22 protein-coding genes are annotated in these 23,934 nt (G+C 43.6%); 3 read left to right on the forward strand and 19 right to left on the reverse strand.

The window, feature by feature from the left end:
• Positions 1–172 precede the first annotated feature (172 nt).
• Entirely contained in the window at positions 173–1,099 is a 927-nt protein-coding gene (locus H8S07_RS07770; protein WP_186855792.1) for a TIGR01212 family radical SAM protein, read from the forward strand.
• Positions 1,099–1,611, forward strand: coding sequence for a DUF4364 family protein (locus H8S07_RS07775; RefSeq protein WP_021860811.1), 513 nt, complete (start codon positions 1,099–1,101; stop codon positions 1,609–1,611). Before H8S07_RS07770 ends, H8S07_RS07775 begins: the two co-directional genes overlap by 1 nt.
• On the opposite strand, the gene hemW is transcribed toward H8S07_RS07775, so the two are convergent.
• The 15 genes from hemW to argC form a co-directional block, all read right to left on the reverse strand.
• On the reverse strand, positions 1,603–2,748 hold the full coding sequence (gene hemW / locus H8S07_RS07780; RefSeq protein ID WP_186855793.1) for a radical SAM family heme chaperone HemW: 1,146 nt from the start codon (positions 2,746–2,748) through the stop codon (positions 1,603–1,605). The genes H8S07_RS07775 and hemW overlap by 9 nt on opposite strands.
• The gene (lepA, locus tag H8S07_RS07785; protein WP_021860813.1) at positions 2,749–4,554 is read right to left on the reverse strand and encodes a translation elongation factor 4; all 1,806 of its coding nucleotides are present in this window, start codon (positions 4,552–4,554) and stop codon (positions 2,749–2,751) included.
• Between the two features lie 59 nt (positions 4,555–4,613).
• Positions 4,614–5,594 (reverse strand): DNA polymerase III subunit delta, encoded by a 981-nt coding sequence (gene holA, locus H8S07_RS07790; protein ID WP_186855794.1) that lies wholly within the window; start codon positions 5,592–5,594, stop codon positions 4,614–4,616.
• The gene (locus H8S07_RS07795) at positions 5,591–6,607 is read right to left on the reverse strand and encodes an alpha-hydroxy-acid oxidizing protein (protein ID WP_186855795.1); all 1,017 of its coding nucleotides are present in this window, start codon (positions 6,605–6,607) and stop codon (positions 5,591–5,593) included. The genes holA and H8S07_RS07795 overlap by 4 nt, the downstream gene beginning before the upstream one ends.
• Before the next feature lie 67 nt (positions 6,608–6,674).
• The gene (locus tag H8S07_RS07800) at positions 6,675–9,053 is read right to left on the reverse strand and encodes a ComEC/Rec2 family competence protein (RefSeq protein WP_186855796.1); all 2,379 of its coding nucleotides are present in this window, start codon (positions 9,051–9,053) and stop codon (positions 6,675–6,677) included.
• The gene (locus tag H8S07_RS07805; protein ID WP_186855797.1) at positions 9,050–9,985 is read right to left on the reverse strand and encodes a GerMN domain-containing protein; all 936 of its coding nucleotides are present in this window, start codon (positions 9,983–9,985) and stop codon (positions 9,050–9,052) included. The genes H8S07_RS07800 and H8S07_RS07805 overlap by 4 nt, the downstream gene beginning before the upstream one ends.
• A 27-nt stretch (positions 9,986–10,012) precedes the next feature.
• A complete protein-coding gene (locus H8S07_RS07810; protein WP_186855798.1) occupies positions 10,013–11,497 on the reverse strand; it encodes a sensor histidine kinase in 1,485 nt (494 codons plus the stop codon).
• Positions 11,454–12,146 carry a response regulator transcription factor gene (locus tag H8S07_RS07815; protein ID WP_118288218.1) on the reverse strand — a complete coding sequence of 231 codons (693 nt, stop codon included), beginning with the start codon at positions 12,144–12,146 and terminating at the stop codon, positions 11,454–11,456. The genes H8S07_RS07810 and H8S07_RS07815 overlap by 44 nt, the downstream gene beginning before the upstream one ends.
• 54 nt (positions 12,147–12,200) lie before the next feature.
• Positions 12,201–12,887, reverse strand: coding sequence for a helix-hairpin-helix domain-containing protein (locus tag H8S07_RS07820; RefSeq protein WP_186855799.1), 687 nt, complete (start codon positions 12,885–12,887; stop codon positions 12,201–12,203).
• Between the two features lie 62 nt (positions 12,888–12,949).
• On the reverse strand, positions 12,950–13,381 hold the full coding sequence (locus tag H8S07_RS07825; protein ID WP_021860821.1) for a DMT family transporter: 432 nt from the start codon (positions 13,379–13,381) through the stop codon (positions 12,950–12,952).
• A 93-nt stretch (positions 13,382–13,474) separates the two neighbouring features.
• Positions 13,475–14,650, reverse strand: a complete 1,176-nt coding sequence (locus H8S07_RS07830; RefSeq protein WP_186855800.1) for an aspartate aminotransferase family protein — start codon at positions 14,648–14,650, stop codon at positions 13,475–13,477.
• Between the two features lie 3 nt (positions 14,651–14,653).
• On the reverse strand, positions 14,654–15,553 hold the full coding sequence (gene argB / locus H8S07_RS07835; RefSeq protein WP_186855801.1) for an acetylglutamate kinase: 900 nt from the start codon (positions 15,551–15,553) through the stop codon (positions 14,654–14,656).
• 80 nt (positions 15,554–15,633) lie between these two features.
• Positions 15,634–16,857: a bifunctional glutamate N-acetyltransferase/amino-acid acetyltransferase ArgJ gene (argJ, locus tag H8S07_RS07840; protein WP_021860824.1), complete on the reverse strand. Its 1,224-nt coding sequence runs from the start codon at positions 16,855–16,857 to the stop codon at positions 15,634–15,636.
• A 92-nt stretch (positions 16,858–16,949) separates the two neighbouring features.
• Complete coding sequence (locus tag H8S07_RS07845) at positions 16,950–17,396, reverse strand: GNAT family N-acetyltransferase (RefSeq protein WP_021860825.1); 447 nt, start codon at positions 17,394–17,396, stop codon at positions 16,950–16,952.
• A gap of 73 nt (positions 17,397–17,469) precedes the next feature.
• Positions 17,470–18,510, reverse strand: a complete 1,041-nt coding sequence (gene argC, locus H8S07_RS07850; protein ID WP_117536762.1) for an N-acetyl-gamma-glutamyl-phosphate reductase — start codon at positions 18,508–18,510, stop codon at positions 17,470–17,472.
• Between the two features lie 300 nt (positions 18,511–18,810).
• Between argC and H8S07_RS07855 the strand changes: the two genes are divergently transcribed.
• Positions 18,811–20,037, forward strand: a complete 1,227-nt coding sequence (locus H8S07_RS07855; protein ID WP_021860827.1) for an argininosuccinate synthase — start codon at positions 18,811–18,813, stop codon at positions 20,035–20,037.
• A 266-nt stretch (positions 20,038–20,303) separates the two neighbouring features.
• On the opposite strand, the gene H8S07_RS07860 is transcribed toward H8S07_RS07855, so the two are convergent.
• From H8S07_RS07860 to H8S07_RS07875, 4 genes are all read right to left on the reverse strand, one after another.
• The gene (locus H8S07_RS07860) at positions 20,304–20,765 is read right to left on the reverse strand and encodes a signal peptidase II (RefSeq protein WP_118519461.1); all 462 of its coding nucleotides are present in this window, start codon (positions 20,763–20,765) and stop codon (positions 20,304–20,306) included.
• Positions 20,765–21,055, reverse strand: a complete 291-nt coding sequence (locus tag H8S07_RS07865; protein WP_186855802.1) for a hypothetical protein — start codon at positions 21,053–21,055, stop codon at positions 20,765–20,767. Before H8S07_RS07865 ends, H8S07_RS07860 begins: the two co-directional genes overlap by 1 nt.
• A 20-nt stretch (positions 21,056–21,075) precedes the next feature.
• Entirely contained in the window at positions 21,076–22,797 is a 1,722-nt protein-coding gene (locus tag H8S07_RS07870) for a S8 family peptidase (protein WP_186855803.1), read from the reverse strand.
• Between the two features lie 92 nt (positions 22,798–22,889).
• Positions 22,890–23,924 (reverse strand): cytidylate kinase-like family protein, encoded by a 1,035-nt coding sequence (locus H8S07_RS07875; protein WP_021860839.1) that lies wholly within the window; start codon positions 23,922–23,924, stop codon positions 22,890–22,892.
• Positions 23,925–23,934 lie beyond the last annotated feature (10 nt).

Raw genomic sequence — 23,934 nt, forward strand, 5'->3', positions numbered from 1 at the left:
ACATCTGTTGTGGGAATCTTTGTCTGAGTTGACTTTCCTGAAATATTCATTCATTATACTACACTTTTTTTAATTTTTAAAGGGGTTACCAAATTATTTTTCACTGCTATTTTCTTGATTTGCCCCATTAAGGATGATATGATAATAAATAGTGAATAAGGCAGGTAATAAGATGACAATACATTGGAATGAAAAAAGATATTATTCTCTTGATTATTATCTGAAAGAGAACTACGGGGAAAAATTATATAAGCTCTCTTTAAATGGCGGTATGACCTGTCCGAACCGGGACGGCACACTGGACACGAGAGGCTGTATTTTCTGTAGCCGGGGCGGTTCCGGTGATTTTGCTGCTGACTCCGCAGTTTCTGTTACAGAGCAGATTGAGCAGGCAAAATCACTTGTAGCATCCAAACAGACAGGTTCTTCATATATTGCTTATTTTCAGGCATTTACGAACACTTATGCACCTGTATCCAAACTACGTGAACTCTTCACGGAAGCGATCCATCATCCAGATATCCGGATTCTTTCCATTGCAACAAGACCTGACTGTTTAAGCGAAGAAATTCTGGATCTTCTCGGTGAACTGAACCAGATCAAACCAGTCTGGATTGAACTCGGACTTCAGACGATTCACCCGAAGACCGCAGCTTTTATCCGCAGAGGCTATGATCTTCCGGTTTTCGAACATGCCGTTCAGCATTTGCGCGCCCGCAATATTTCTGTAATCGTACATACGATCCTTGCTCTTCCGGGCGAGACACCGGAGATGATGCTGGATACGATCCACTATTTGAACCGGTTTGATATCCAAGGTATCAAATTACAGCTTCTTCACATTCTGAAAGGAACGGATCTTGCCGATATCTATGAAGCTCATCCTTTTTATGTTCCTTCCATGGAAGAATATTTTGCACTTCTCGGCATGTGTATCTGCCACTTAAGACCTGATATTGTGATCCACCGGCTTACCGGTGATGGTCCGAAACCTTTGCTCGTCGCACCTTGCTGGAGCGCGAACAAAAGATATGTCCTGAACCAGATGCAATCTTATTTCAAGGCACACGACATCTGGCAGGGAAAGGAGTATTCATAATGGCTGAATCATTTAAACTGTATAAACTGATCATTTTATATATGTTAAACAAAGTGGATTTTCCGCTTACAAATTCACAGATTTCCGAATTTATCCTAGATCAGGGATACACAACTTACTTCAAGTTACAGCAGGCTCTCTCCGAACTTCTCTCTTCCGGTTTTATCCGCGAAGAAGCAACACACAGCCGTACTTTCTATCATCTGACCGAAGACGGCGAATCTACAATCCGGTATTTTGAAAATGATATATCGCCTGCAATCCAGAGCGACATCGATACATTTTTACAGAAAAAACACTACGAATTGAAGAACGAAGTAGCTGTAAAAGCCGACTATTACCAGCTCAGCACGGGGGAGTATTCTGTCCGCTGTCAGGTTTTTGAAAAAGGTCTTCCTCTGATCGACTTAACCATAACTGCCCCTACAGAAGCAGAAGCAGAGACAATCTCCAACAACTGGGCAAAGAAAAACCAGGAAGTGTATGCTATGGTTATGGCGCATCTACTTTAAGAATTCACTCATCACATAGTTGCTGATATCGATTCCACGCCGGGTTAAATATACCCGGCTGTTTTTTTCTTCCAGAAGCCCTTCTTCCTTTAGTGTACGGATCGTATCTCCGTACACTTCATCCAGTTCTTTTCCATAACATTCTGAAAATTCTTTTCTTCCTACGCCCTTCATCATCCGGAGTCCTAAAAACATCGTCTCTTCCATCTGTTCCTGCACAGACAGTATTTCTTTTTCGTCCGCTTTCATATGCATACAGTCTGGTTCATAAGTAAAGCGACAGTTATTAATAAGTGACGCTGCTCCCGTACCAATCCCCAGATACTCTGTCCGATACCAGTAACCAATGTTATGTCTGCATGCTTTTCCCGGCTTCGCATAGTTGGAAATCTCATAATGTTCATATCCGTATTCTTTCAGAATTTCCTCTGTCCGCCAATACATCCGACGTTCGGTATCTTCATCCGGAAGCCGCTCTTCTGCCGGTATCCGTCTGCCTCTTTCCAGTTCGTCTTCCTGATTTCCATATCTCTCATAAAACGGTGTTCCCTCTTCAATGATCAGACTGTATGCCGAAATGTGTTCCGGTGAAAGTTCTGCGACCGTACGAAGCGTCCGCTCCCAGTCTGAAAGATTCTGTCCCGGAATTGCTGACATCAGATCAATGTTAATATTTGTAAATCCAACCTCTTTTGCCAGCCTGTAAGTATGCAAAAATTCCTCATATGTATGGATCCTGCCAAGCATCCGGAGTTCTCTGTCATCTGCCGACTGCAAACCAATACTCAGGCGGTTGATCCCGCATTTCTGATATGCACGGAGTTTCTTTTCATCTACTGTTCCGGGATTCAGTTCGGTTGTAATCTCTGCGTCTTCTGCGATTGTAAATGTTCTGTTAATTGCTGCAAATATGCTCTCCGTCTGTTCTGCTTCCAGCGTGGACGGTGTCCCACCGCCAAGGAAAATGCTGACAACACGATAAGCCTTCGCCAGATCTGTATAGGAACAGATTTCCCGGCAAAGGCTTTCTACATATATTTCCTGTTCGGCTCTGGTAGCAGGACCTGACAAGAAATCACAATATTTACATTTTCTTACACAAAAAGGAATATGAATATATAATTCTAATGCTTTCATTTATTTATCATCCAGTTTCAGTACACTCATAAATGCCTTCTGCGGGATCTCGACATTGCCCACCTGACGCATACGCTTCTTTCCTTCTTTTTGTTTCTCTAACAACTTTCTCTTACGGCTGATATCACCACCGTAACATTTTGCAAGAACATCTTTACGCATTGCTCTTACAGTCTCTCTTGCAATAACCTTGCTTCCGATCGCTGCCTGGATTGGAATCTCAAAAAGCTGTCTTGGAATCTCTTCTTTTAATTTTTCACACATCTTACGTCCACGTTCATACGCAGTATCTGCATGCACAATAAAGGACAGCGCATCCACTTCTTCCTTGTTGATCAGAATATCCAGCTTCACAAGATCCGATCTTACATAGCCGTCCAGCTCATAATCAAAGGACGCATATCCTCTGGAGCGGGATTTGAGTGCATCGAAGAAATCATAAATGATCTCATTGAGTGGCAGATGATAGCGCAGCACGGCACGCGTCTCTTCAATGTATTCCATGCCTTCATATACGCCTCGTCTCTCCTGGCAAAGATCCATGATCGCTCCGATAAATTCAGATGTCACCATGATCTCTGCTTTTACCATCGGCTCTTCCATATATTCGATTTCAGACGGATCCGGCAAATTGGACGGATTGGTAAGTTCGATCACATCGCCGTTCGTCTTGTATACTTTGTAAATAACACCCGGTGCTGTTGTTACAAGATCTAAATTGTATTCTCTCTCCAGACGTTCCTGAATGATCTCCAGATGCAAAAGTCCGAGGAAACCACAGCGGAAACCAAATCCCAGTGCAATAGATGTCTCCGGCTCAAACTGCAGAGACGCATCATTTAACTGTAATTTTTCCAGCGCATCCCGAAGATCCGGATACTTTGCTCCATCTGCAGGATACAATCCGCAGTACACCATCGGGTTGACTTTTTTATAACCCGGAAGCGGCTCGGCACAAGGATTCTGTGCATTCGTCACTGTATCTCCGACACGGGTATCTCTTACATTCTTAAGGCTTGCTGTAATATAACCAACCATTCCGGCACTTAATTCTTCACACGGAATAAACTGTCCTGCACCAAAATATCCGACTTCCACAACTTCTGCTTTTGCTCCGGTTGCCATCATCAGGATCGGTGTGCCCTTTTTTACAGTTCCTTCTTTGATTCTGCAAAATACGATAACTCCCTTATAGGAATCATACAGCGAATCAAAGATCAATGCCTGAAGCGGTGCTTTCGGATCTCCAACCGGCGCCGGTATCTTCTCAACAATCTGCTCCAACACCTGTTCTACATTAAGTCCTGTCTTTGCGGAAATCTGCGGTGCATCTTCCGCTTCAATTCCGATCACATCTTCAATTTCTTCAATCACACGCTGTGGATCTGCACTTGGAAGGTCGATCTTATTAATAACCGGCATAACATCCAGATCGTGATCCAGTGCCAGATATACGTTGGCAAGCGTCTGTGCCTCCACACCCTGTGCTGCATCCACGACAAGAATCGCTCCGTCGCATGCTGCAAGGCTCCGGGATACTTCATAGTTAAAATCGACATGTCCCGGTGTGTCGATCAGGTTAAAGATATATTCTTCTCCGTCTTTCGCTTTATATACAATGCGGACAGTCTGCGCTTTGATCGTAATTCCACGCTCCCGTTCCAGCTCCATATTGTCCAGCACCTGTGACTGCATCTCACGGCTGGTCAAAAGACCTGTCATCTCAATGATACGGTCTGCCAGTGTTGATTTACCGTGATCGATATGGGCTATAATACAAAAATTTCTGATTTTACTCTGATCCATTGACAATTCTATCGTTCCCCTTAGTTTGAATTTTCTCTGTTATTACCTATCTGAATATATCATACAGAACTGTATTTTACAATGAAAAGTTCCACACTCATCACATCGCTTAAGCGTCCTGTTTTCACCAGTTGTTCCGTATCTGCAGCGTCTTCCATAATGCTGCGCAGCTCTTCTAAGCCGAAGCTCCTGCACCTGCTCATATATTTTCCTGCTACAAATGGATGAATGCCCACCTTCTTTGCAATCTGTGACTTATCCATTCCTTTTATGCATAATGCTTTTACTTCCATCAGCTGCTTAAACTGTCTGGAAAGCAGGTATAAAATCCGCATCGGAGGCTCTTTTAATGCAAGAAGATCGTAATACAGATCCATCGCTTTTTTCTGATGTTTTGCAGCAACTGCTTCTACCATTTCAAAAATCTTATTGGAAATCTGCGCGGTGCAGATTTCATCAATGGCAGCCGGTGTAATCTCCTTTTCATCCAATGTATACGCAAACAACTTTTCCAGTTCTTTTTCCAGATTCTCCATATCTGTTCCGGTCTTTTCTACAAGATACTGCGCTGTGGAAGTCTTGATAAGCTTTCCTTCCCGCTTTACCTGTGCTCCGATCCAGTACAGAAGTGTCTTCTCGTCCTGTCTTCCAAGTTCCACGACACGGCCTTTATCCTTGACAGCCTTATAAAGCCTGTTCCGCTTATCCACTTCATTTTCCACGAAAATAAAGCATGCGGTATCCGGCATCGTTTTGATGTAATCGGCAAGCTCCGGCGCCGCATTTTTGAAAAAGCCTGAATTTTCCACAACGATCAGACGCCGTTCTGCAAAAAATGGCATTGTCTCTGCAAGATCAATAAGCTCTCCCGGATTGATTCCTTTTCCTTCGTAATAAGCGTAATTGACGGTATCTCCATCCGGCAGGATTGCCTTTGTCATCCGGTCTTTGTACTGCTTTTTTAAATAGGCTTCCTCTCCATAGAGCAAGTATACCGGTTTCCACTGTCCGTTCTTAATGTCTTCGTTTAAACTTTTCATACACGTACCATTTCCCGGCTGATCTCACTTAAGTTGTGTGCTCCGCACATGGTCATCGTATCGGCAAGCTCTGTGGTCAGTTTCTCTGTATAGGTTGCAACGCCTTCGGCGGCGCCGCCGTAGACAGCTGTCACATATGGGCGTCCGATCAACACGGCATCTGCTCCAAGCGCCAGTGCTTTAAAAATATCCACGCCACTTCTTAAGCCCCCGTCAACAAAGATCTTCATATCTTTTCCAACTGCCTGCACAATCTCTTCCAGTACTTCCGCTGTCGCCGGACACTGATCCAACACACGTCCGCCATGATTCGATACAACAATCGCAGAAGCTCCGGCTTCTTTTGCCTTCAAAGCTCCTTTTACCGTCATGATCCCTTTAAGGATAAATGGTACACCTGCAGCTTTTACAATCTCTGCCAGTTCTTCTGTCGTCTTGCTTCCTGCAGGCGGAGTCAGATTTTTCAGGAACGGAAGTCCTGCCGCATCTATATCCATCGCCACTGCAAAAGAACCGGATGCTTTGATCAGTTCCAGTTTTTCCTGTAATGTATTGACATCCCATGGTTTAACCGTTGGAATCCCTTTTCCGTCTTTTGCACGGATTGCTTCCGTAGCACCCTGCATAACCGCAGCATTCACACCGTCTCCGGTAAATGCCGCGATTCCTGCATCCGCACATGCCGGTACAAGAATGTTATTGTATTCCAGATCATCGTATTTATCGCCGTAATGCAATTTCATTGCCCCGATCGGCGCTGCAAAGATTGGTGCTTTATAGGTCCGTCCGAATATTTCAAAAGAAGTATCTGCTTTTCCATTTTCACAAATCGTATCCATATTCACACAGATATCCTGCCACTTCTCATAATTGCGGATTGCAACCGTTCCGGTTCCTTTGGCTCCCGGTCCCGGCATCTGGCTTGTGCATGCCTTCCCATTACAGACCGGACATGCTTTGCAATATGGTCCCATGCAGGTTCTCGCATTTTCCAATATTTCCTGATAATTCATTGTATCTTCCTTCTTTCTGTCTTTTATGTCAGTTTTCCTCTAATCTTTTGATTATACATCGTTATGTTTAATAATAACAAGCTCCAAGTGTCTGCGTCAACCACGCTTTTCTTCCATTCACACGGATTGTCACCGCTCCGCTGCTGGCTGTGCCGTACAGCCGGCTCCCATATTTTTCAAGTCTCTTAAGCGTCTCTTTGTGCGGATGTCCATAGCGGTTATTTCTTCCGGAAGAAACAAGCGTATATTTCGGATATACCGATTCAAGAAACGTCTCTTTCGTTGAATTTTTCGAGCCGTGATGCGCCGCTTTCAGAAAATCCCACTGCACATTCTGATAGTGCTCCTTTAATTCTTGTGTCAGCGTTTCTTCTCCGGCGCCTTCCACATCTCCCGTAAAGAGAAAACGTCTCTTCTGATATTCCATCGCCAGTACCATGGACGCTTCATTGCCAGGCTCCATTTTCTGACCGGTGTCCGGTCCAAGACAAACGATCCGGAAGATCTCTTTTCCACTTTTTTCCAGTAGTTGTTTTTCTTTCTCTATAATACAGATCTTTGCACCGCATCCCTGCCCGGTTTCTGCCAGGCGGAAAAGCTTCTCATCCCACACAGACTGCGGTGGGAAAATAAGTCTCACAATCCTGACACCCATTTTTCTGCGTTTTAACATTTCTTCAATCGCTCCAATATGATCTTCATCTCCATGTGTCACAAAAACAGCATCCAGCTTATGGATTCCCTGTGATTTTAAATAAGGTTCAATTCTGTATTTTCCAGCATTTTTCACATCACTACTGCCACCATCAATCAGATATGCTCTCCTGTCCGGTGTCCGTATAAAAATGCAATCTCCCTGCCCTACATCCAGCATGGTCACCTGTACTCCGGAAAATAAATTCTGGGGAATTGTAAGAACTGCTGTCGCGGTTACGATACCGGTTCCCAATACTGCTGCCCACCTGCTTTTCCTGTCACTTTTTCTCTCTGCCCTACCTGCCTTTTTTCTGCCGACTCTTATTACATTTCCCCTCAATTTTTTCTGTCTGTCAGGATTTTTCCTACAATCTTTTACCACAGTTTTCCCTATTTTATCTTCTTTCATATCATCTGTTTTCTTCCTTTTTTTTATCCACAGTAACACACCCCCTACAATCAGATAATACAACATACACTGCCACAGATCAGGCTTCCCGGTTGTCACTCTTGCCCCTGGAAACATAAGCGCAAGATCACAGCTTTTTTCGTAGATTGCCAGAATCCATCCGCAGCCTTTTAGCAACAGCACTGATTCCTGCCAGAAAACAAGCCACAGAAAACTAGCCAATACTGCCATCATCAACAAAATCGTCAAAAGTGGAATAACAAGCAGATTTAACGCAAGACTTAACAGAGATATTTCAAAATAAGCCATCAGAATAATCGGGAGCAGAAGTATCTGCGTACTAAGTCCCGCCCATACATTCTGAAATGGCAATTCCACAAAAACAGGAAGGATAAGAAGCATTGCCAGCACCGCTCCAAAAGACATCCAGAAACCTGCGTCCTTAAGATAAAGCGGCTGTCCGATAAGCACACATGCTGCTGCCACCGCAAGTGCTGTCGGGCTGTCGTATTTTCTTCCCGCCGCATCGGCTCCCACGCGGAATAAAAACATGATAAATGCACGCATGACCGACACGCTTTTGCCTACAAGAAGCACGTACAGTGAAAGTGCCAGAATCCCGCCTGCGCAACCAAGTGGATAGGAACCGCTCTTTTTTCGCAGGAACTGATAGAATCCTGTTCCGAGAAATGACAGATGCAATCCTGAGATTGCAAGGATATGGGCGATCCCATTGACCTGATACAGCTCTTTGATTTCCGGATCCATGGCACTTCTGTCACCGAGAAGCATTGCCGTCAGCACACCACCTTTTTCTTTGCCAAGCTGGCGGATCAGCATTTCTTTCCAGTGTTCCCGCAAGCGCCAGATCCGTTCCCGCCACTGTTCCTGCTTGCCCCGGTTCTTCAGAACTTTGTCTATCCATACGGATGCATGGATCTTCTGTCTCCTGTAATAGGCTCTCTGATCGAAATTTCCTGGATTTCTCGCCCTGTCAAAATAGCGCAGTTTTCCTGTCACCTTCACTTTATTTCCACAGAAGATCTCATTTTCTGTTTGTTTTTTACTGTTTGTTTTTCTGTATAAAATAATTTTGGATTCTCTGAGCGAACGCCCATGAATATGTATCGATACATTTGTAAGATAATAAGTCTGCCGGTTTTCTGTAAATTCTTTTTTCCAGACGGTTCCGGATACCAAAACTTCTTCTCTGTCCTCTACACAGGTTTCCAGATCCGAAGGAGAGAAATAGGCTTCTGCCTTCTCTCCTCCAAACCATACGATTCCCGCGATCAGAAATATCCACAGCAGACATACGGAACATAATGGTCTGTTTCTCACTGTTCTTCCTCCACGATCGCCGGATCTGCCGAAAATGGTTTATTTAAGTTTATGCTTCCCTGATATTGTACATTTGCCTTTCCTCCGATCAGGATCTGTACTTTTCCTGCCGCTCCATTTGCTGTAATGGAATTGACAATTGCATAAATGCTGAGCCTTGGATCGATCTTATATTTTGTATTCTGACATTCTTCATCAAGATTTACATAACAGATACCATCCTTCGTGGACACACTTAAGATTTCCGTATCCTGTGAGATTACCGGATACTCCGAAACATCCTCCGGACCTTTCACCAATTGTTCCACGATCACTTTCTCCAAAGCTGTGTTGCTGTCATACCGTACTTTCACAGACTCTTCTTTCAGTTTGTCTCCTTTGGCATTGGCATAGTATAAAAGCAGATCTGCACTTTGATAAGAGTGAAGAGACGAACCGGTATTCTGTACAAAATCTGCCGCACATAAATATCCTTCCGGCTTGCCATGTTCGTCCTTTACCGGTTTGTTTTCCTGATAAAAACGCACATATCCCACACCGTCAATCTGTGTCAGTGTCTGTACAACTGCTGCCTCCAGCAGTAATCTGGAAGTTGTATTCATTTTCCCAAATGCATCATTCAGATGCAGATCCATCTTCCCAGCTGTCACACTCCAGCTTTTTACCGCTGTATGGTTCTGGAAAGCGCTCTTATACTCAATCGTATCCGGTTCTTTTTTTAATGATTTCAGAGCATACCGTATCCGGGAGTTCCTGGAATCACCCGTAATCTTATATGCTTCTTTTACCAGATCTGTTCCTTCCGCATTGATATAATAAAGTGCCGTCTCGTCCTCTTTTGGTTCTCTGTGACGTCCGCATCCGGTAACTCCGTTAATCAACATTAAAAGTGCAAGGCACACAGATAAAATCCGGCGTATTTTTATTTTCATAATTTCATCCCTTCTTTTTACACACAGTTATCCCCGCTCCGGTGCAACATATACAAGCGGAATACGAATCGTAAAGGTGGTTCCTTCGCCCGGCTGGCTGAAGACTTTAATCGCTCCACGATGCATAACAACCGCATTCCTTGCAATGGACAGCCCAAGTCCGGTTCCTCCGATCTCTCTGGAATGGGATTTGTCCACTCGGTAAAATCTTTCAAAAATATGTTCTGTCTCTTCCTGTGCGATACCGATGCCGGAGTCCGCCACTTCGATGTTGCAGAACTTGTGATCCGCATTCAGTGTCACGTGAACCCATCCGCCTTCGCTGTTATATTTGATCGCATTTTCCACCAGATTCGTAATCGCAAGCGACAATTTAACTTCATCAATTTCTGCCGTAACTGGGCGGAAGCTCTGGTACACAACCTCCACATTCTGTTTTGTAGCAATCGGGCGCAGACGTTTCAATATCTTCTCCACAAGTTCATTCATGCTGACAGACTGGATATTCATATTGCTTGCTGTCTTGTCCATCTTCACAAGCGACAGCAGGTCATTGATGATCTTATTCTCTCTCTCAATCTCTTCTGACAGATCACCCATAAATTCCCGGTACAGTTCTGTCGGTACATTCTCTTGAATCAACAGAGAATCTGCCAGCACTTTCATAGATGTCAGCGGGGTCTTTAATTCATGTGACACATTTGATACAAATTCCTGCCTGGAATCATCCTGCGCTTTCAGACGTCCCAACATCTTGTTAAATGCTTCTGATAAAATCTTCGTTTCTGTATATGCATTTTCATGCAGATAATCAGCATGGTATCCTTCCGTAACCGCCTCAATCCGCCTTGTGATCCTCTGGAACGGACGCACCATTAAGAATCCAAGACCGATTGCAAGCACAAGCGCAATGATCACTGCAACAACTGCAACAACATTTGCTTTGCCGCCAAGCACACCCTTACTTTCCGCAATGGAATCCGTGGACACACTTACAAGCATTACACCAATGACTTTCTCTTTCGCTGCATCCATGATCGGCGAAGTTACCTCTATATAACGATTTTTTGAATCGTAATAAGTCGTTCCTTTTCCGCTCATACATCCGGTAACATCACCGGATACGATCCTTTTGCCCTCGTCCATATCATACGTGTCTTTCAGAATATAATATGCCTGATCGATAAGCAGCACTCTTCCATTGTAAATATTGGATAATTGTGTAATCTCTGCGTTCATAGCTTCCGTTGTGACTACTTTTGGATAACCGCCCTGACTGAGCTGGTTACATAGAATGGTGCATTGATTCTGTATCTCGGCAGTCCGCACCTCGACCGCTCTCTTCTCATAACTGGTCAGAACCACCGCCTCCATGATCACTGCCGGTATGATTGCAAATAATACCAGCAGACTGATAATCAGGAAGCGGAGACTCTTCCATGTTTCTGTTTTTACGTATCTTCCAAATCTAACCTTTAAAATAATATCCCACTCCCCATTTTGTATATACATATTTCGGATCACTCGGATTCGTCTCGATCTTCTCACGCAGTCTCCGGATATGTACATCTACCGTTCTTGCATCTCCCGGATATTCATATCCCCATACAATATTTAACAGATTCTCTCTGCTGTATACTTTGTTCGGATTCATAGCAAGAAGCTCCAGTAGGTCAAATTCCTTTGCTGTCAGATTCGTCTCCTGCTCTCCGATCACAACTCTCCTGCTCTCACAGTCGATCTTCATCTCACCTTTTACAATGATCTTATCGTCTTCGCGCTCCGTCTTCTTCCTTCCTGTACGTCTTAAAATAGCTTTGATCCTTGCTTTCACTTCCAGAATATTAAATGGCTTGGTTATGTAATCATCGGCACCGTATTCCAGTCCGAGGATCTTATCCATATCGTCTCCCTTTGCCGTCAGCATAATGATCGGAACATCCGAATATTCACGAATCTGTCTGCATACTTCAAATCCGTCATACTTCGGAAGCATCACATCCAGAAGCAGGATATCATATACATTCTCTTTTGCAAGTTTCAGTGCTTCCTCACCATCGTAAGCACAGTCTACTTTCATGCCCTCCTGTTCCAGACTGAAACGAATCCCTTTTACTATTAATTTTTCATCATCTACAACCAGAACTCTCTTATCTTCCATTCCTGCTCTCTCCTGTTACTGTCAGCTTCCGCTTATTTCTGTCTCTTTTTATTGTTATATCTCGATCTGGTCTTCCAACTTTCCATAAATTCCGTCTTTGATCCCTTCGACTTCCTTCAACTGTTCTTTTGATCCAAATCTTCCTTTTATCTCCCGGTACTTTATGATTGCCTGCGCTCTCGCCTCGCCGATCCCGGTCAAAGTCATCAGCTCTTCTTTTCCCGCCGTGTTAATATTGACTTTACCGGAAGTTCCCTGTGCATCTGTACTGCCGGAACTGCTGCCACCCTCTGCTACTCCTTCCGTTTTTTCTGAAGCACCGTTATTATTAATTGCTTCCTTCTTTGACGGAATATAAATCTGCTGTCCATCCTGCATCTTCTCTGCCTGGTTCACAGAAACGGATGCCGCCTTTCCTGTCAGACCTCCTGCGAGCCGGATCGCATCGCAGATCCTACTGTCTGCATCCAGCCGGTACACGCCGGGATGCTTTACCTGACCGCATACATATACGCAGATCTCACCCGAAGATACTTTCTCATCCTCGTCATCTGCCCCTGATTGCTCCCTCTGTCCGGCAGTTTCACTCTTAGCATCTTCTGACAATTCTATTTCTTCCAGCGCACTTTCATTTCCTGTGTCCTGCTGTCTGCCAATACCGGAACAGCCAGTCAGGCAGGTAAATATTATGAACCACACAAGTAAAAATCTTCTGTTATTTTTAAAAATCTTCCTATGCATATTTTGCCTCCACAATGGTCGGAACTGTGAATCCCCTCATATGCCTAGATACACTTATATTACTATTTCCACTGAAAAATTGCAACTCCTATAAGTGCAATTCCCATGCCGATGGCTTTGCGCCACACAAATGGTTCTTTCTCCACTCCGAACAGTCCCATAAGCTCGATCACATAAGCTACGATCAGCTGTGCGATTACAATAAGAAGCGCTGCCTTCGCCGGACCGAGCTGTGCCATACTCTTAATCACCGTCCACGTAATCCCGGCACCGATTACGCCTCCGAGGAGCAAATATTTCGGCTCGACTTTCATAAGTGCACCTACCGGATTTCTTCCCGTTACCAGCCATGCAATGAGACAGATGATAAATGCACTGAACTGCACCCATCCGTTACTCACCCACATTCCCGCAGTTTTCGTCACCTGTGTATTAAAAACGCCTTGCACACTCATCAATGTTCCCGATAAAACAGCAATCAAAAAACCAGTCATTATCCATACCTCCTGCTTATGCAGATACTATGTCCAACAACTGGTCTTTTATACCTTTTTTTATATTTCTGGCTTGATTTTTCCAGATCTGATTTACAGAATCTTCTCAAGAACTGCAATCATCTCATCCACATGCTCTTTTTCAATGATAAGCGGTGGAACGAAACGCAGGACATCTGCGCCTGCACCGATCACAAGCAGTCCTTCTTTCAATGCTGCATTTGTCACTTCACCAAGCGGTTTTGTAATCTGGATTCCCTGCATAAGTCCGGTTCCTTTCACCGCTTTTATACAGTCACATTTCTCCTTTAACGCTTCTAACTTTTCTGTCAGATATGCGCCCATTTCTTTTACATGTGCGGTCAGATTTTCTTTTTCAAAGATTTCAACTGTCTTGCTCACTGCTGTGCATGCCAGTGGATTACCTCCATAAGTGGTTCCGTGATCTCCCGGCTCCAGTGAATACTCTGCAACTTCCTCTGTCATGGCAAATGCACCAACTGGGATACCACTTCCGATCGCTTTTGCCATTGTCATAATATCCGGTTTGATGCCGTATCCCTGCCAGCAGAACATTTCTCCAGTTCTGCCCATACCACACTGTACTTCGTCACAGATCATAAGGATTCCTTCTTTATCGCAAAGCTCGCGGATTCCTTTCATAAATTCCTCTGTTGCAAGATTGATACCGCCCTCGCCCTGCAGCGGTTCTAAGATAATCGCGCAAGTCTTGTCTGTCACCAGTGCTTTCACACTGTCCAGATTGTTGTATTCTGCAAAAGACACCCCCGGTACAAGCGGACCAAACGGTTTTCTGTATGCGTCATGTCCGGTTACGGATACTGCTCCGAAACTTCTTCCATGGAAAGACTCTTTCATGGCAATAAATTCATAACGTCCGGTTCCTTTTTTATATGCATATTTTCTCGCTGCTTTCAGTGCACCTTCCACAGATTCCCCACCACTGTTCGTAAAGAAAATACGATCCATCTTCGTAATCCGTTTCAATGCCTCTGCCGCTTTTCCACACACGGTATTATAATACAAGTTGGACGTGTGGCACAGCTTGTCGATCTGAGCTTTCAATGCCGTATTCAGCTCTTCATTTGCATAGCCAAGAGAAGAAACCGCATAGCCGGCTGCAAAATCCAGATATTTCTTTCCTTCTGTGTCATACAGATACACGCCTTCGCCGTGTTCTAAAACAATAGAAAACTGATTGTAGGTGTGCAGTAACGCCTCGTTTGTTTCTTTCATATATTCATTCATAGCTTATTCTCCGTGATAATATCTCTCGTCAATATCATTCTTGATCGCAGTTCCGATACCTTTATTTGTAAAGATCTCCAGAAGCAGACAGTGCGGAATCCTTCCGTCCAGAATATGCACTCTGGATACACCATTTTCAATGGCGTCAATACAATTATGAAGCTTCGGTAACATTCCGCCTCCGATAAATCCATCCTCCATCAGTTTCTTTCCTTCTGATACATTCAGTTCAGAAATCAGAGTCGATGAATCTTTTGGATCTTTGTAAACACCCTCGATATCTGTCAGGAACGCAAGTTTCTCTGCATTGATTGCTTTTGCGATCGCGCATGCCGCGTCATCCGCATTAATATTGTAAGTATTAAAATCATCATCCAGACCAATTGGTGCAATGATCGGAAGGAAATCTTTCTCCAACAGATCGAAAATAATATCTGCATTGACTTCTTTTACATCACCGACAAATCCGATATCTTCTCCGTCTGCGTATTTCTTGTCTACTTTCAGTAGCCCGCCGTCTTTTCCACTGATACCGATTGCTCTGACGCCAAGACTTTCTACAAGCTGGACGAGACTTTTATTTACCTTTCCAAGCACCATCTCAGCCAGTTCCATTGTATCGGCATCTGTCACACGAAGTCCGTTGATAAAATGAGGTTCCATGCCAACTTTTCCAACCCATTTGCTGATCTCTTTTCCACCGCCGTGTACGATGATCGGTTTGAAACCAACCAGTTTCAAAAGTGTAACATCCTGAATGACTCTTGCCTTCAGTTCCTCATCTACCATGGCGCTTCCGCCATATTTTACAACAATTATCTTACGGTTAAAACGCTGGATATATGGAAGTGCTTCTATCAGTACCTCTGCTTTATCCAGATATTTCTGCATTGATTTTTCCATCTGTGTCTCCTTCCCTGGCTGTAATTTTTGCTTTTTATCGAATCATCTGTCTCGCTTTAAATTTCATAATTATTGTCGTATTAGCTACGGTAATCTGCATTGATCTCAATGTATCCGTGTGTTAGGTCACATCCCCATGCGGTTGCTGTTTTCTCACCCATCTTCACATCAGCGATTGCTGTTACTTCTTTCTCAGACAGGATCTTAGTAGCTTCTGCTTCGCTGTAATCTACGGCAGTACCATTTTCAATGATCTGGATCTTTCCTGCTGCACTTTCGAAGAATAAATCTACTTTCTCCGGATCAAACTGTGCTCCGGAATATCCCATTGCGCAGAGGATTCTTCCCCAGTTCGCATCATGTCCTGCGATTGCAGTCTTTGTAAGATTGGAGCAAACGATGGATTTGGCAAGTGTCTTTGCCTGCTCTACGCTCTCGCAGCCAACTGCTTTTACTTCAAATAATGCTGTTGCGCCTTCGCCGTCTCCTGCAATCTTTTTAGCCAGATATTCATTGATCGTATGTAAAGCTTCTGCGAAATTTTTATAATCTTCTGTTCCGTATGTGATCTCCGGATTTTCAGCCAGTCCATTTGCGAGAAGGACAACGGAATCATTGGTAGATGTATCTCCGTCTACAGAAATCATGTTATAAGTATCTCCGACATCTTCGCTTAACGCTTTCTGCAACGCGTCTTTTGTAATGACTGCATCTGTAGTAATAAATGCAAGCATTGTGCACATATTCGGGTGGATCATTCCGGAACCTTTTGCCATACCACCGATTGTAACTGTCTTGCCACCAACTTCAATCTCGACTGCAAGTTCTTTCTCATAAGTATCGGTTGTCATAATCGCTTTGGCTGCTTCTGTACCATTTTCCTGAGAGTCATTTTTCTTCTCAGCCAGTACTTTGATTCCTGCTGTCAGCTTATCGATCGGGATCTGTTTTCCAATTACACCTGTAGATCCGATCATGACACCGTCTGCTGCCACACCAAGTGCTGCTGCCGCTGCATCTGCAGTGTCTTTGCAGTATCCAAATCCTTCCGCACCGGTACATGCATTGGCAATTCCTGAGTTTACGATAACTGCCTGTGCTTTTGCACCGCTCTTTACAACCTGCTGATCCCATTTTACCGGAGCTGCCTTTACAACATTGGTTGTAAAAGTTCCTGCTGCCACGCATGGCACCTGGCTGTATACCAATGCCATATCTGTTCTGTCTTTATACTTAATTCCTGCTGCTGTACTTGCTGCTTCAAATCCTTTTGCTGCGGTTACGCCGCCTTTTACCTGTTTCATCTTTCTTCCACCTTTCTTTTTTGTTCTCGTCTGCCGGTTCTTCCATCTATAATTCCCACAGATTATTATTCGCCATATCTGTATGAAACTGCTTACTGTATGAAGGCTGTAATATTTGCCTCATTCAGTGTAAAATCATAATAATTCAAATCTTCTCTTTTTGTCCAGCCGATTTCTTTCCAGAATGCATTACCGATATCATTCTGTGTAAATGCGATCAGGGATACTTTGTTGATTCCTTCTTTTTTCAGTGCCTCCATCGTAAATACAACCATGGCTTTTCCGATGCCCTTCATTCTGTGGTTCACATCTACACATACATGATACAGACAGCCTCGTCTTCCATCGTGCCCACAGAGAATTGCTCCAACGATTTTCCCATCCTCTTCTGCAACTACACTTGTGGTTGGATTTCTCTTCAAAAACCGTTCCACACCTTCTCTGGAATCATCCACACTGCGGATACCAAAGCCCTTAATGCTCATCCAGAGTGCGTGCACCCGGTCAAAATCTTCTATTTTCATTACTCTTATATTCATCTATATTCTCTACTCCTCTGTCTGTATTTTCCGTTGGGGACAAACCGGCAAAACAATTCGTTTGCACCTGTCCTTATGGGAACATTGGAACCAGTTCTAATCCCTCCGTCTCCGGAAGTCCGAACATCAGATTCATGTTCTGTACTGCCTGTCCGGCTGCACCTTTTACCAGATTGTCGATCGCGCCCATCATAATGATACGGTTTGTTCTCGAATCGATCTTAAAGTTGATATCAACGTAATTGCTTCCTTCTACCCATTTTGTCTCCGGGCACACATCTTTTGGAAGCACACGGACAAATTTCTCATCTTTATAATATTTATCATAAATTGCTTTAACCTCTTCATATGTCACTTCTTTTTTCAGTGTTGCATACTCTGTGGCAAGGATTCCGCGGTTCATCGGCACAAGATGCGGTGTGAAATTGATCAGCACTTCTTCTCCGGATGCATAGCCTAACTGCTCTTCAATCTCCGGTGTATGTCTGTGGCTTGCCACACCGTATGCTTTCATGTTCTCATTGACTTCACAGAAGAGATTCGGAACCTTCGCTCCTCTTCCTGCTCCGGACGTACCGGATTTGGCGTCTACGATCAAAGTATTCATATCAATGATTCCTTCTTTTGCCAGCGGATACGCTGTCAGGATCGAACATGTTGTATAACATCCCGGATTCGCTACCAGTCTTGCGCCCTTTACATCTTCACGGTTGATCTCACACAGTCCGTATACTGCTTCCTTAATAAACTGTGGACTCTTATGTGCGATTCCATACCATTTTTCATAAGTAGCTACATCCTTGATCCGGTAATCTGCACTCAAGTCAATGATCTTTGTCTGGGCCAAAATCTCCTCTGACATCATCGAAGCACAGAAACCCTGCGGCGTTGCCGTAAAGATTACATCTGCCTGCTTTGCAAGTTCTTCCATATTGTCATCCAGACACTTTGCGTCTACGATCTCAAACATGTTGCGATACACATCTGCATATTTCTGATCTATATAACTTCTGGAGCCATACCATACAATCTGCGCATCCTTATGTGCAGATAAAATTCTCACAAGTTCACCTCCGGCATATCCGGTTGCTCCGATAATTCCCACCTTAATCATATACGTCATCCTCCTGATGTATTTTTATACTTACTAGTTGAACATTCGTGTTTTTTATAGTAAACCCATTTTCGGGAGTTGTCCAGTTTGGGACGGGGCTTTTTTAGAAAATCCCCGTCCCAAACTGAAATCCCCCTGTCCCTTTTTCATTAGTATGTGAATAATTATACAGCCATCATGTATAATATGCAAGTATTTTCTATTTTTTCCTTGCATATTTATAACATATAGTGTATAGTTAACTTTGCAATCGCAAATAATTAAGCATTTTATAAAAATACATTTCAGGAGGATATACATATGAAAGAAAAAGTAGTACTTGCCTATTCAGGTGGACTTGACACAACAGCAGTTATTCCGTGGTTAAAAGAGACTTTCGGTTATGAAGTTATCTGTTGCTGCGTAGACTGTGGACAGGGAGAAGAGCTGGACGGACTGGAAGAGAGAGCTAAAATGTCAGGTGCTTCCAAATTATATATCGAAGATATCGTAGATGACTTTGCTGACAACTATATCGTTCCTTGTGTTCAGGCAAATGCTGTTTACGAAGACAAATATCTGATTGGTACTGCTATGGCTCGTCCGGCAATTTCTAAAAAGCTGGTTGAGATTGCACGTAAAGAAGGGGCTGTTGCTATCTGCCACGGTGCTACCGGTAAAGGAAATGACCAGATCCGTTTTGAGTTAAGTATCCGTGCTCTGGCTCCGGACATCAAGATCATCGCTCCATGGAGAATGACAGACATCTGGACAATGCAGTCCCGTGAAGACGAGCTTGCTTATTGTAAAGCACACGGAATCGACCTTCCATTCGACGCCAGCCACAGCTACAGTCGTGACCGTAACTTATGGCACATCAGCCACGAAGGACTGGAACTGGAAGATCCTGCATGCGAGCCAAACTATGACGACATGCTTGTATTAGGTGTTACACCTGAGAAAGCTCCAGACAAAGGCGAATATGTTACAATGACATTTGAAAAAGGTGTTCCGAAGACAATCAACGGAGAGGCTATGAAAGTTTCTGACATCATCCGCAAACTGAATGAACTCGGTGGAAAACATGGTATCGGAATCATTGATATCGTTGAAAACCGTGTCGTTGGTATGAAATCCCGTGGTGTATATGAGACTCCTGGCGGAACAATCCTTTACGAAGCACACCAGCAGTTAGAAGAGCTGATCTTAGACCGTGCTACATACGAAGTAAAAGAGCAGATGGCTAAGAAATTATCCCAGGTTGTATACGAAGGAAAATGGTTTACACCACTGCGTGAAGCAATCCAGGCATTTATTGAGAGCACACAGGAATATGTAACTGGTGAAGTGAAGTTCAAACTTTACAAAGGAAATATCATCAAAGCCGGAACAACTTCTCCATACTCTCTGTATAATGAATCTCTTGCAAGCTTCACTACCGGAGATCTGTATGATCACCATGACGCTGACGGATTCATCAACCTGTTCGGACTGCCGTTAAAAGTTCGTGCCATGAAAATGCAGGAAGTAAATGAAAACCAGAAATAAACGTATAATATGAAGATTTAAACTGCTCCGGCAGTTATGATATGCACCCTGTCAAGTAGACAGATCAAATATCTAAAATAAGTGTTCAGTGAAAGACCATACTTCGTATGAAGTATGGTCTTTTTATACACCAAGCAGGATACGCTCTGCTAATCCCATTCTGATTGCGTGACATTAAAACATAAAGTACCGTTTTTACTGTTCTACTATAAATAACAATCAAAAACGGTACTTTATAACATTCTTTTAAAATCTATGAAATTGTCCTATCGCTTTCCACGTCCAAGCTGTGCCAGCATAATCCCGATCACTACGTAGAAATCGGCAAGATTCGCAGTCAGGCTTCTAAGCAACTTATGCTTTCCGTCGTAGCCAATATAATCCACAACTGCACCTTTCATGATCCGGTCATATGTATTGCTGATGGCACCTGCTGTTACAAGCGTAAGTCCTGCTTTGCAAAGCTTTCTCCCCTTACAGAGAAATACCTTCACATCTGCCAGAAATATAACTCCTGTTCCGATCAAAGACACTTTCAGAGGCAGTCCCGAATGTTTTTCAAAACTACTGAAGATCAGCCCTTTGTTGTAAAACTTCCTAAGAAGCACTCCGGGAATCTTCGTCTTCTCTTCCCGTTCTTCATCATAATTCTCTTCTATATACTGCTTCACCGCCTGATCGATTCCAAGAAGTCCGGCAAATATACCACCGGCTGCAAACTTTCCCATTATAAAACTCCTCTGATGTGCTGAATCTCCTCTGCAATCTTCTTCATCTCTTCGTCACGTTTTTCAATGGATTCACATACTGCAACATAATCAAGGTCGGAAATCTCCCCCTGTACAAATTTGTCATAAACCATACGTCCCATATCCATAAGATCTCTGTCGTTTGCACGACGCAGAGTGCGCATATCACTTTTCAGTTTCTGTATTTCAATCGTGTCCTCTGTCTTCTTTCCAATATCATTTGCAACATCGGATATCTTTCTTCCTAAATCTTCAAAAAAATCTGCCATAAATCATTCTCCTTCGTTTTCTATAGTCTTCGTAAAGTATCCAATGAATGATAGACATCCATCTTTCCATATCCCCACTGCCGGTTCGGTCGCTCCATCTTCGGAAGATTCTCCGCTCCCAGAATGATAATGTTGCGGATCTGGCTGGAATTCACGCCTTTCGCTCCCGGCTGTTCCAGTATCCATTCGGTAAGCAGCGCCGCCGCACCTGCTGCCACTGCAGTTCCGGCACTGGAGCCACTTCTTGTAACCCACCGGTCTTCCCCTGATGCACCTGTAATACGCACCCCCGGAGCTGTAAAATCCGGCTTTATGAGATTACTTCTAGTATAACCTCTTCCCGAATTAATATCAACCGCATTATCCACACTGTTATAATACGCCACTGTCATTGCATTTTCTGTACTTCCCGGCTCTGTCAGCGTGACATCCGGATTCGCTTCCAGAAAATACACTTCTCCTTCTAAAAACTCCTGCACCGGAAGCCACAAATGCACTTCACCTCCTGCATCTGTCGCGGATTCGATCTCTATTTTCCAGATTCCTGCAACCGGATTTTTAAATTGCATAAATAGAAGCTGAGAATCGTTATTTTCCAGCAACAGCCTGTATTCCACCATAACTTCTGTCCGTTCAAAGGTAAATACAAAATTATAGCGGTAGCCCTGCCGGAACGCCACCTGCCTCGTCCGCTCACCGGACGGGGAAATGAGCACAATCGTAACAACCATCGGAAGCTTCGTCCAGAGTTCTGCGACAAATCCATTGATCCCACTCCCAACCCGAATCTCTGCTGTGACTGGCTGTGACATTTTTTCTGAAATTGTATAAGAAAAATGATGGCGCATGGCAGCTTCATTTCCACCACCAATCACAACACTCCTGTTTAATTGAAGTGCATACTGATCCAGAATCCGCGATAATAGTGTCGTTCCATTATGACCGCCAAAATTCGTTCCAAGCGCAATGCACAGCACGAGCGGAAGACCTTCATTTTCAGCAAGGTCATTCAGATATTTAAGCCCCGCCATAATATCATTTTCCTGATAACAGACGGCATCCTCCCGGATCAAGTAAAAATCCCGGAGATAATTCTTCGCTTCTTTTAATTTTACAATTCCTAAGATTGCTTCTGGCGCCGCCCCAAGAAACTGTGTATTTACATCGGCATTTCCGGCAGCAATGCTTGCAAGATAAGTTCCATGTCCATTCGTATCAGTGGTTGGAACAATCGACAGTGGATCTTCCGAACGCAATGCTTCATTTAATGTTTCTTCTCTATATTCACTTCCGTAATCAAATGCCTTCGGCGCATTGCCCGTCTGAATGGTCTGATCCCAGAGTCCGGCAATTCTGGTGCTTCCATCAATATTTTGAAACACCGGATTCCGGTAGTCGATTCCAGTATCCAGAAATCCGATCATAACTCCCTCTCCCATCAGCCGGAGTGTTGGATAATTCTGCACCTGCAGGATTCCTGCACTGTTTAATGCATCATTATTTGTTCCTGTACTGTCCAGAAGTGTATAACAGTTCGGAATGGAATTATACCAGTATTCTTCTATGTTAAGTGGGGATAGCAAGCTTTTATCTACCGAAACACTCTCATAGCCAAAATCCATCTGCTGCCTGCAGTATGAATTCTCCGGTATATTATCTGCCATTTTTCCCCGGTCTCCCGGAAGTATAAAATCCCAGTAATCCTGGGACAGGATCTTCTCTCGGCATGTCATTTTATTCATAAAAAACTGCCTCATATACTTTTTTCTAAGTATATGAGACAGTTTTCATTTTCTATACCTGTCATTTTTATGACATCATATAGTCTGAAACGTTATGCCTCTTTCTTATTCCATGATACACCCGGAATCTTATTCAACATACGCTCAATGATCTCTACCGAATCCTCAATTCCATAACTTGCACTGTTAAAGCAGATATCGTAATTCTCTGCGTCTCCCCATTTTACACCACTGTAAAACTGGAAATATTTCCTGTGCTTTTTGTCCATCTTCTTAAGTTCATGAACAGCCTGTTTCAGACTTAAATTGTTAACCTCCATGTATCTCTTTACGCGCTGTTCAAATGGCGCCGTAATAAAAATACTGATATGTGGGATATGGTTATTTGCAAGAATTACATCCGCACAGCGTCCCATAACAACAAAGTCTTCTTCTTTTGCCATCTTGCAGAGAAGATCGCTCTGGTTAAAGAAAATTGCATCGTCCTTATTCAGTCCATGATAGCGGTTAAAATCATGTAATTTCTGTTTCAATCCTTTGGCTTCACCGAAATTTTTCTGATATTTGTCTTCAATCAGTCCGTCCTGATCCTTATCGCCACTGACTTTCGCATCATTTGTCACATCCAGACGTTTTAATACTTCCTGCAGGATCTCTACATCATAATAATTAATGTGTAGTGCATCTGCCAATGCGAAACCAATATCATTTCCGGCGCTTCCCTGTGTTCTTCCGATACAGATCACAAGATGATCGCCCTTCTTAAACTTTTTCTTCGTGCGCGCTGTATTCAGTTTTGCACGTTTTTTATTCAGGATATCTACTTTTCCAAAGCCGTCCGGAAGTTCTGCGACTGCTTTTAAGATCGCATCATATTCCGTCATAACTTCTGCTTTTACTTCTTCGTCTTTGATCGTCCTTGCCATGTTGCTGATCAGTGCCAGCTCACTTCGAAGCAGATGTCCCTGTGGACGCAGCGTCATCAATCTGGTCAGATTCTCCACACAGGTCTGTCGGTCATCCGTAAAGGTTCGTCCAAGTGCAGATCCCACACTTTCATATACTTTTACGTCCAGATCATAGATACGTTCTGCAATCTCATAGCATTTCTTCTGATTCTCTTCCATAATCTGCACC

The organism is Dorea hominis (assembly GCF_014287705.1).
Lineage (GTDB): Bacteria > Bacillota > Clostridia > Lachnospirales > Lachnospiraceae > Dorea_D > Dorea_D hominis.

Excerpts from the sequence above, each read along its gene's own strand:
- H8S07_RS07870 (WP_186855803.1), bottom strand. The coding sequence starts at position 22,797 with ATGAATAAAATGACATGCCGAGAGAAGATCCTGTCCCAGGATTACTGG.
- H8S07_RS07815 (WP_118288218.1), bottom strand. The coding sequence starts at position 12,146 with ATGGAAGATAAGAGAGTTCTGGTTGTAGATGATGAAAAATTAATAGTA.
- H8S07_RS07820 (WP_186855799.1), bottom strand. The coding sequence starts at position 12,887 with ATGCATAGGAAGATTTTTAAAAATAACAGAAGATTTTTACTTGTGTGG.
- H8S07_RS07775 (WP_021860811.1), top strand. The coding sequence starts at position 1,099 with ATGGCTGAATCATTTAAACTGTATAAACTGATCATTTTATATATGTTA.
- argB (WP_186855801.1), bottom strand. The coding sequence starts at position 15,553 with ATGGAAAAATCAATGCAGAAATATCTGGATAAAGCAGAGGTACTGATA.
- H8S07_RS07865 (WP_186855802.1), bottom strand. The coding sequence starts at position 21,055 with ATGGCAGATTTTTTTGAAGATTTAGGAAGAAAGATATCCGATGTTGCA.
- hemW (WP_186855793.1), bottom strand. The coding sequence starts at position 2,748 with ATGAAAGCATTAGAATTATATATTCATATTCCTTTTTGTGTAAGAAAA.
- lepA (WP_021860813.1), bottom strand. The coding sequence starts at position 4,554 with ATGGATCAGAGTAAAATCAGAAATTTTTGTATTATAGCCCATATCGAT.
- H8S07_RS07810 (WP_186855798.1), bottom strand. The coding sequence starts at position 11,497 with ATGTATATACAAAATGGGGAGTGGGATATTATTTTAAAGGTTAGATTT.
- argJ (WP_021860824.1), bottom strand. The coding sequence starts at position 16,857 with ATGAAACAGGTAAAAGGCGGCGTAACCGCAGCAAAAGGATTTGAAGCA.
- argC (WP_117536762.1), bottom strand. The coding sequence starts at position 18,510 with ATGATTAAGGTGGGAATTATCGGAGCAACCGGATATGCCGGAGGTGAA.
- H8S07_RS07830 (WP_186855800.1), bottom strand. The coding sequence starts at position 14,650 with ATGAATGAATATATGAAAGAAACAAACGAGGCGTTACTGCACACCTAC.
- H8S07_RS07875 (WP_021860839.1), bottom strand. The coding sequence starts at position 23,924 with ATGGAAGAGAATCAGAAGAAATGCTATGAGATTGCAGAACGTATCTAT.
- H8S07_RS07795 (WP_186855795.1), bottom strand. The coding sequence starts at position 6,607 with ATGAATTATCAGGAAATATTGGAAAATGCGAGAACCTGCATGGGACCA.
- H8S07_RS07825 (WP_021860821.1), bottom strand. The coding sequence starts at position 13,381 with ATGACTGGTTTTTTGATTGCTGTTTTATCGGGAACATTGATGAGTGTG.
- H8S07_RS07845 (WP_021860825.1), bottom strand. The coding sequence starts at position 17,396 with ATGAATATAAGAGTAATGAAAATAGAAGATTTTGACCGGGTGCACGCA.
- H8S07_RS07805 (WP_186855797.1), bottom strand. The coding sequence starts at position 9,985 with ATGAAAATAAAAATACGCCGGATTTTATCTGTGTGCCTTGCACTTTTA.
- H8S07_RS07770 (WP_186855792.1), top strand. The coding sequence starts at position 173 with ATGACAATACATTGGAATGAAAAAAGATATTATTCTCTTGATTATTAT.
- holA (WP_186855794.1), bottom strand. The coding sequence starts at position 5,594 with ATGAAAAGTTTAAACGAAGACATTAAGAACGGACAGTGGAAACCGGTA.
- H8S07_RS07855 (WP_021860827.1), top strand. The coding sequence starts at position 18,811 with ATGAAAGAAAAAGTAGTACTTGCCTATTCAGGTGGACTTGACACAACA.
- H8S07_RS07860 (WP_118519461.1), bottom strand. The coding sequence starts at position 20,765 with ATGGGAAAGTTTGCAGCCGGTGGTATATTTGCCGGACTTCTTGGAATC.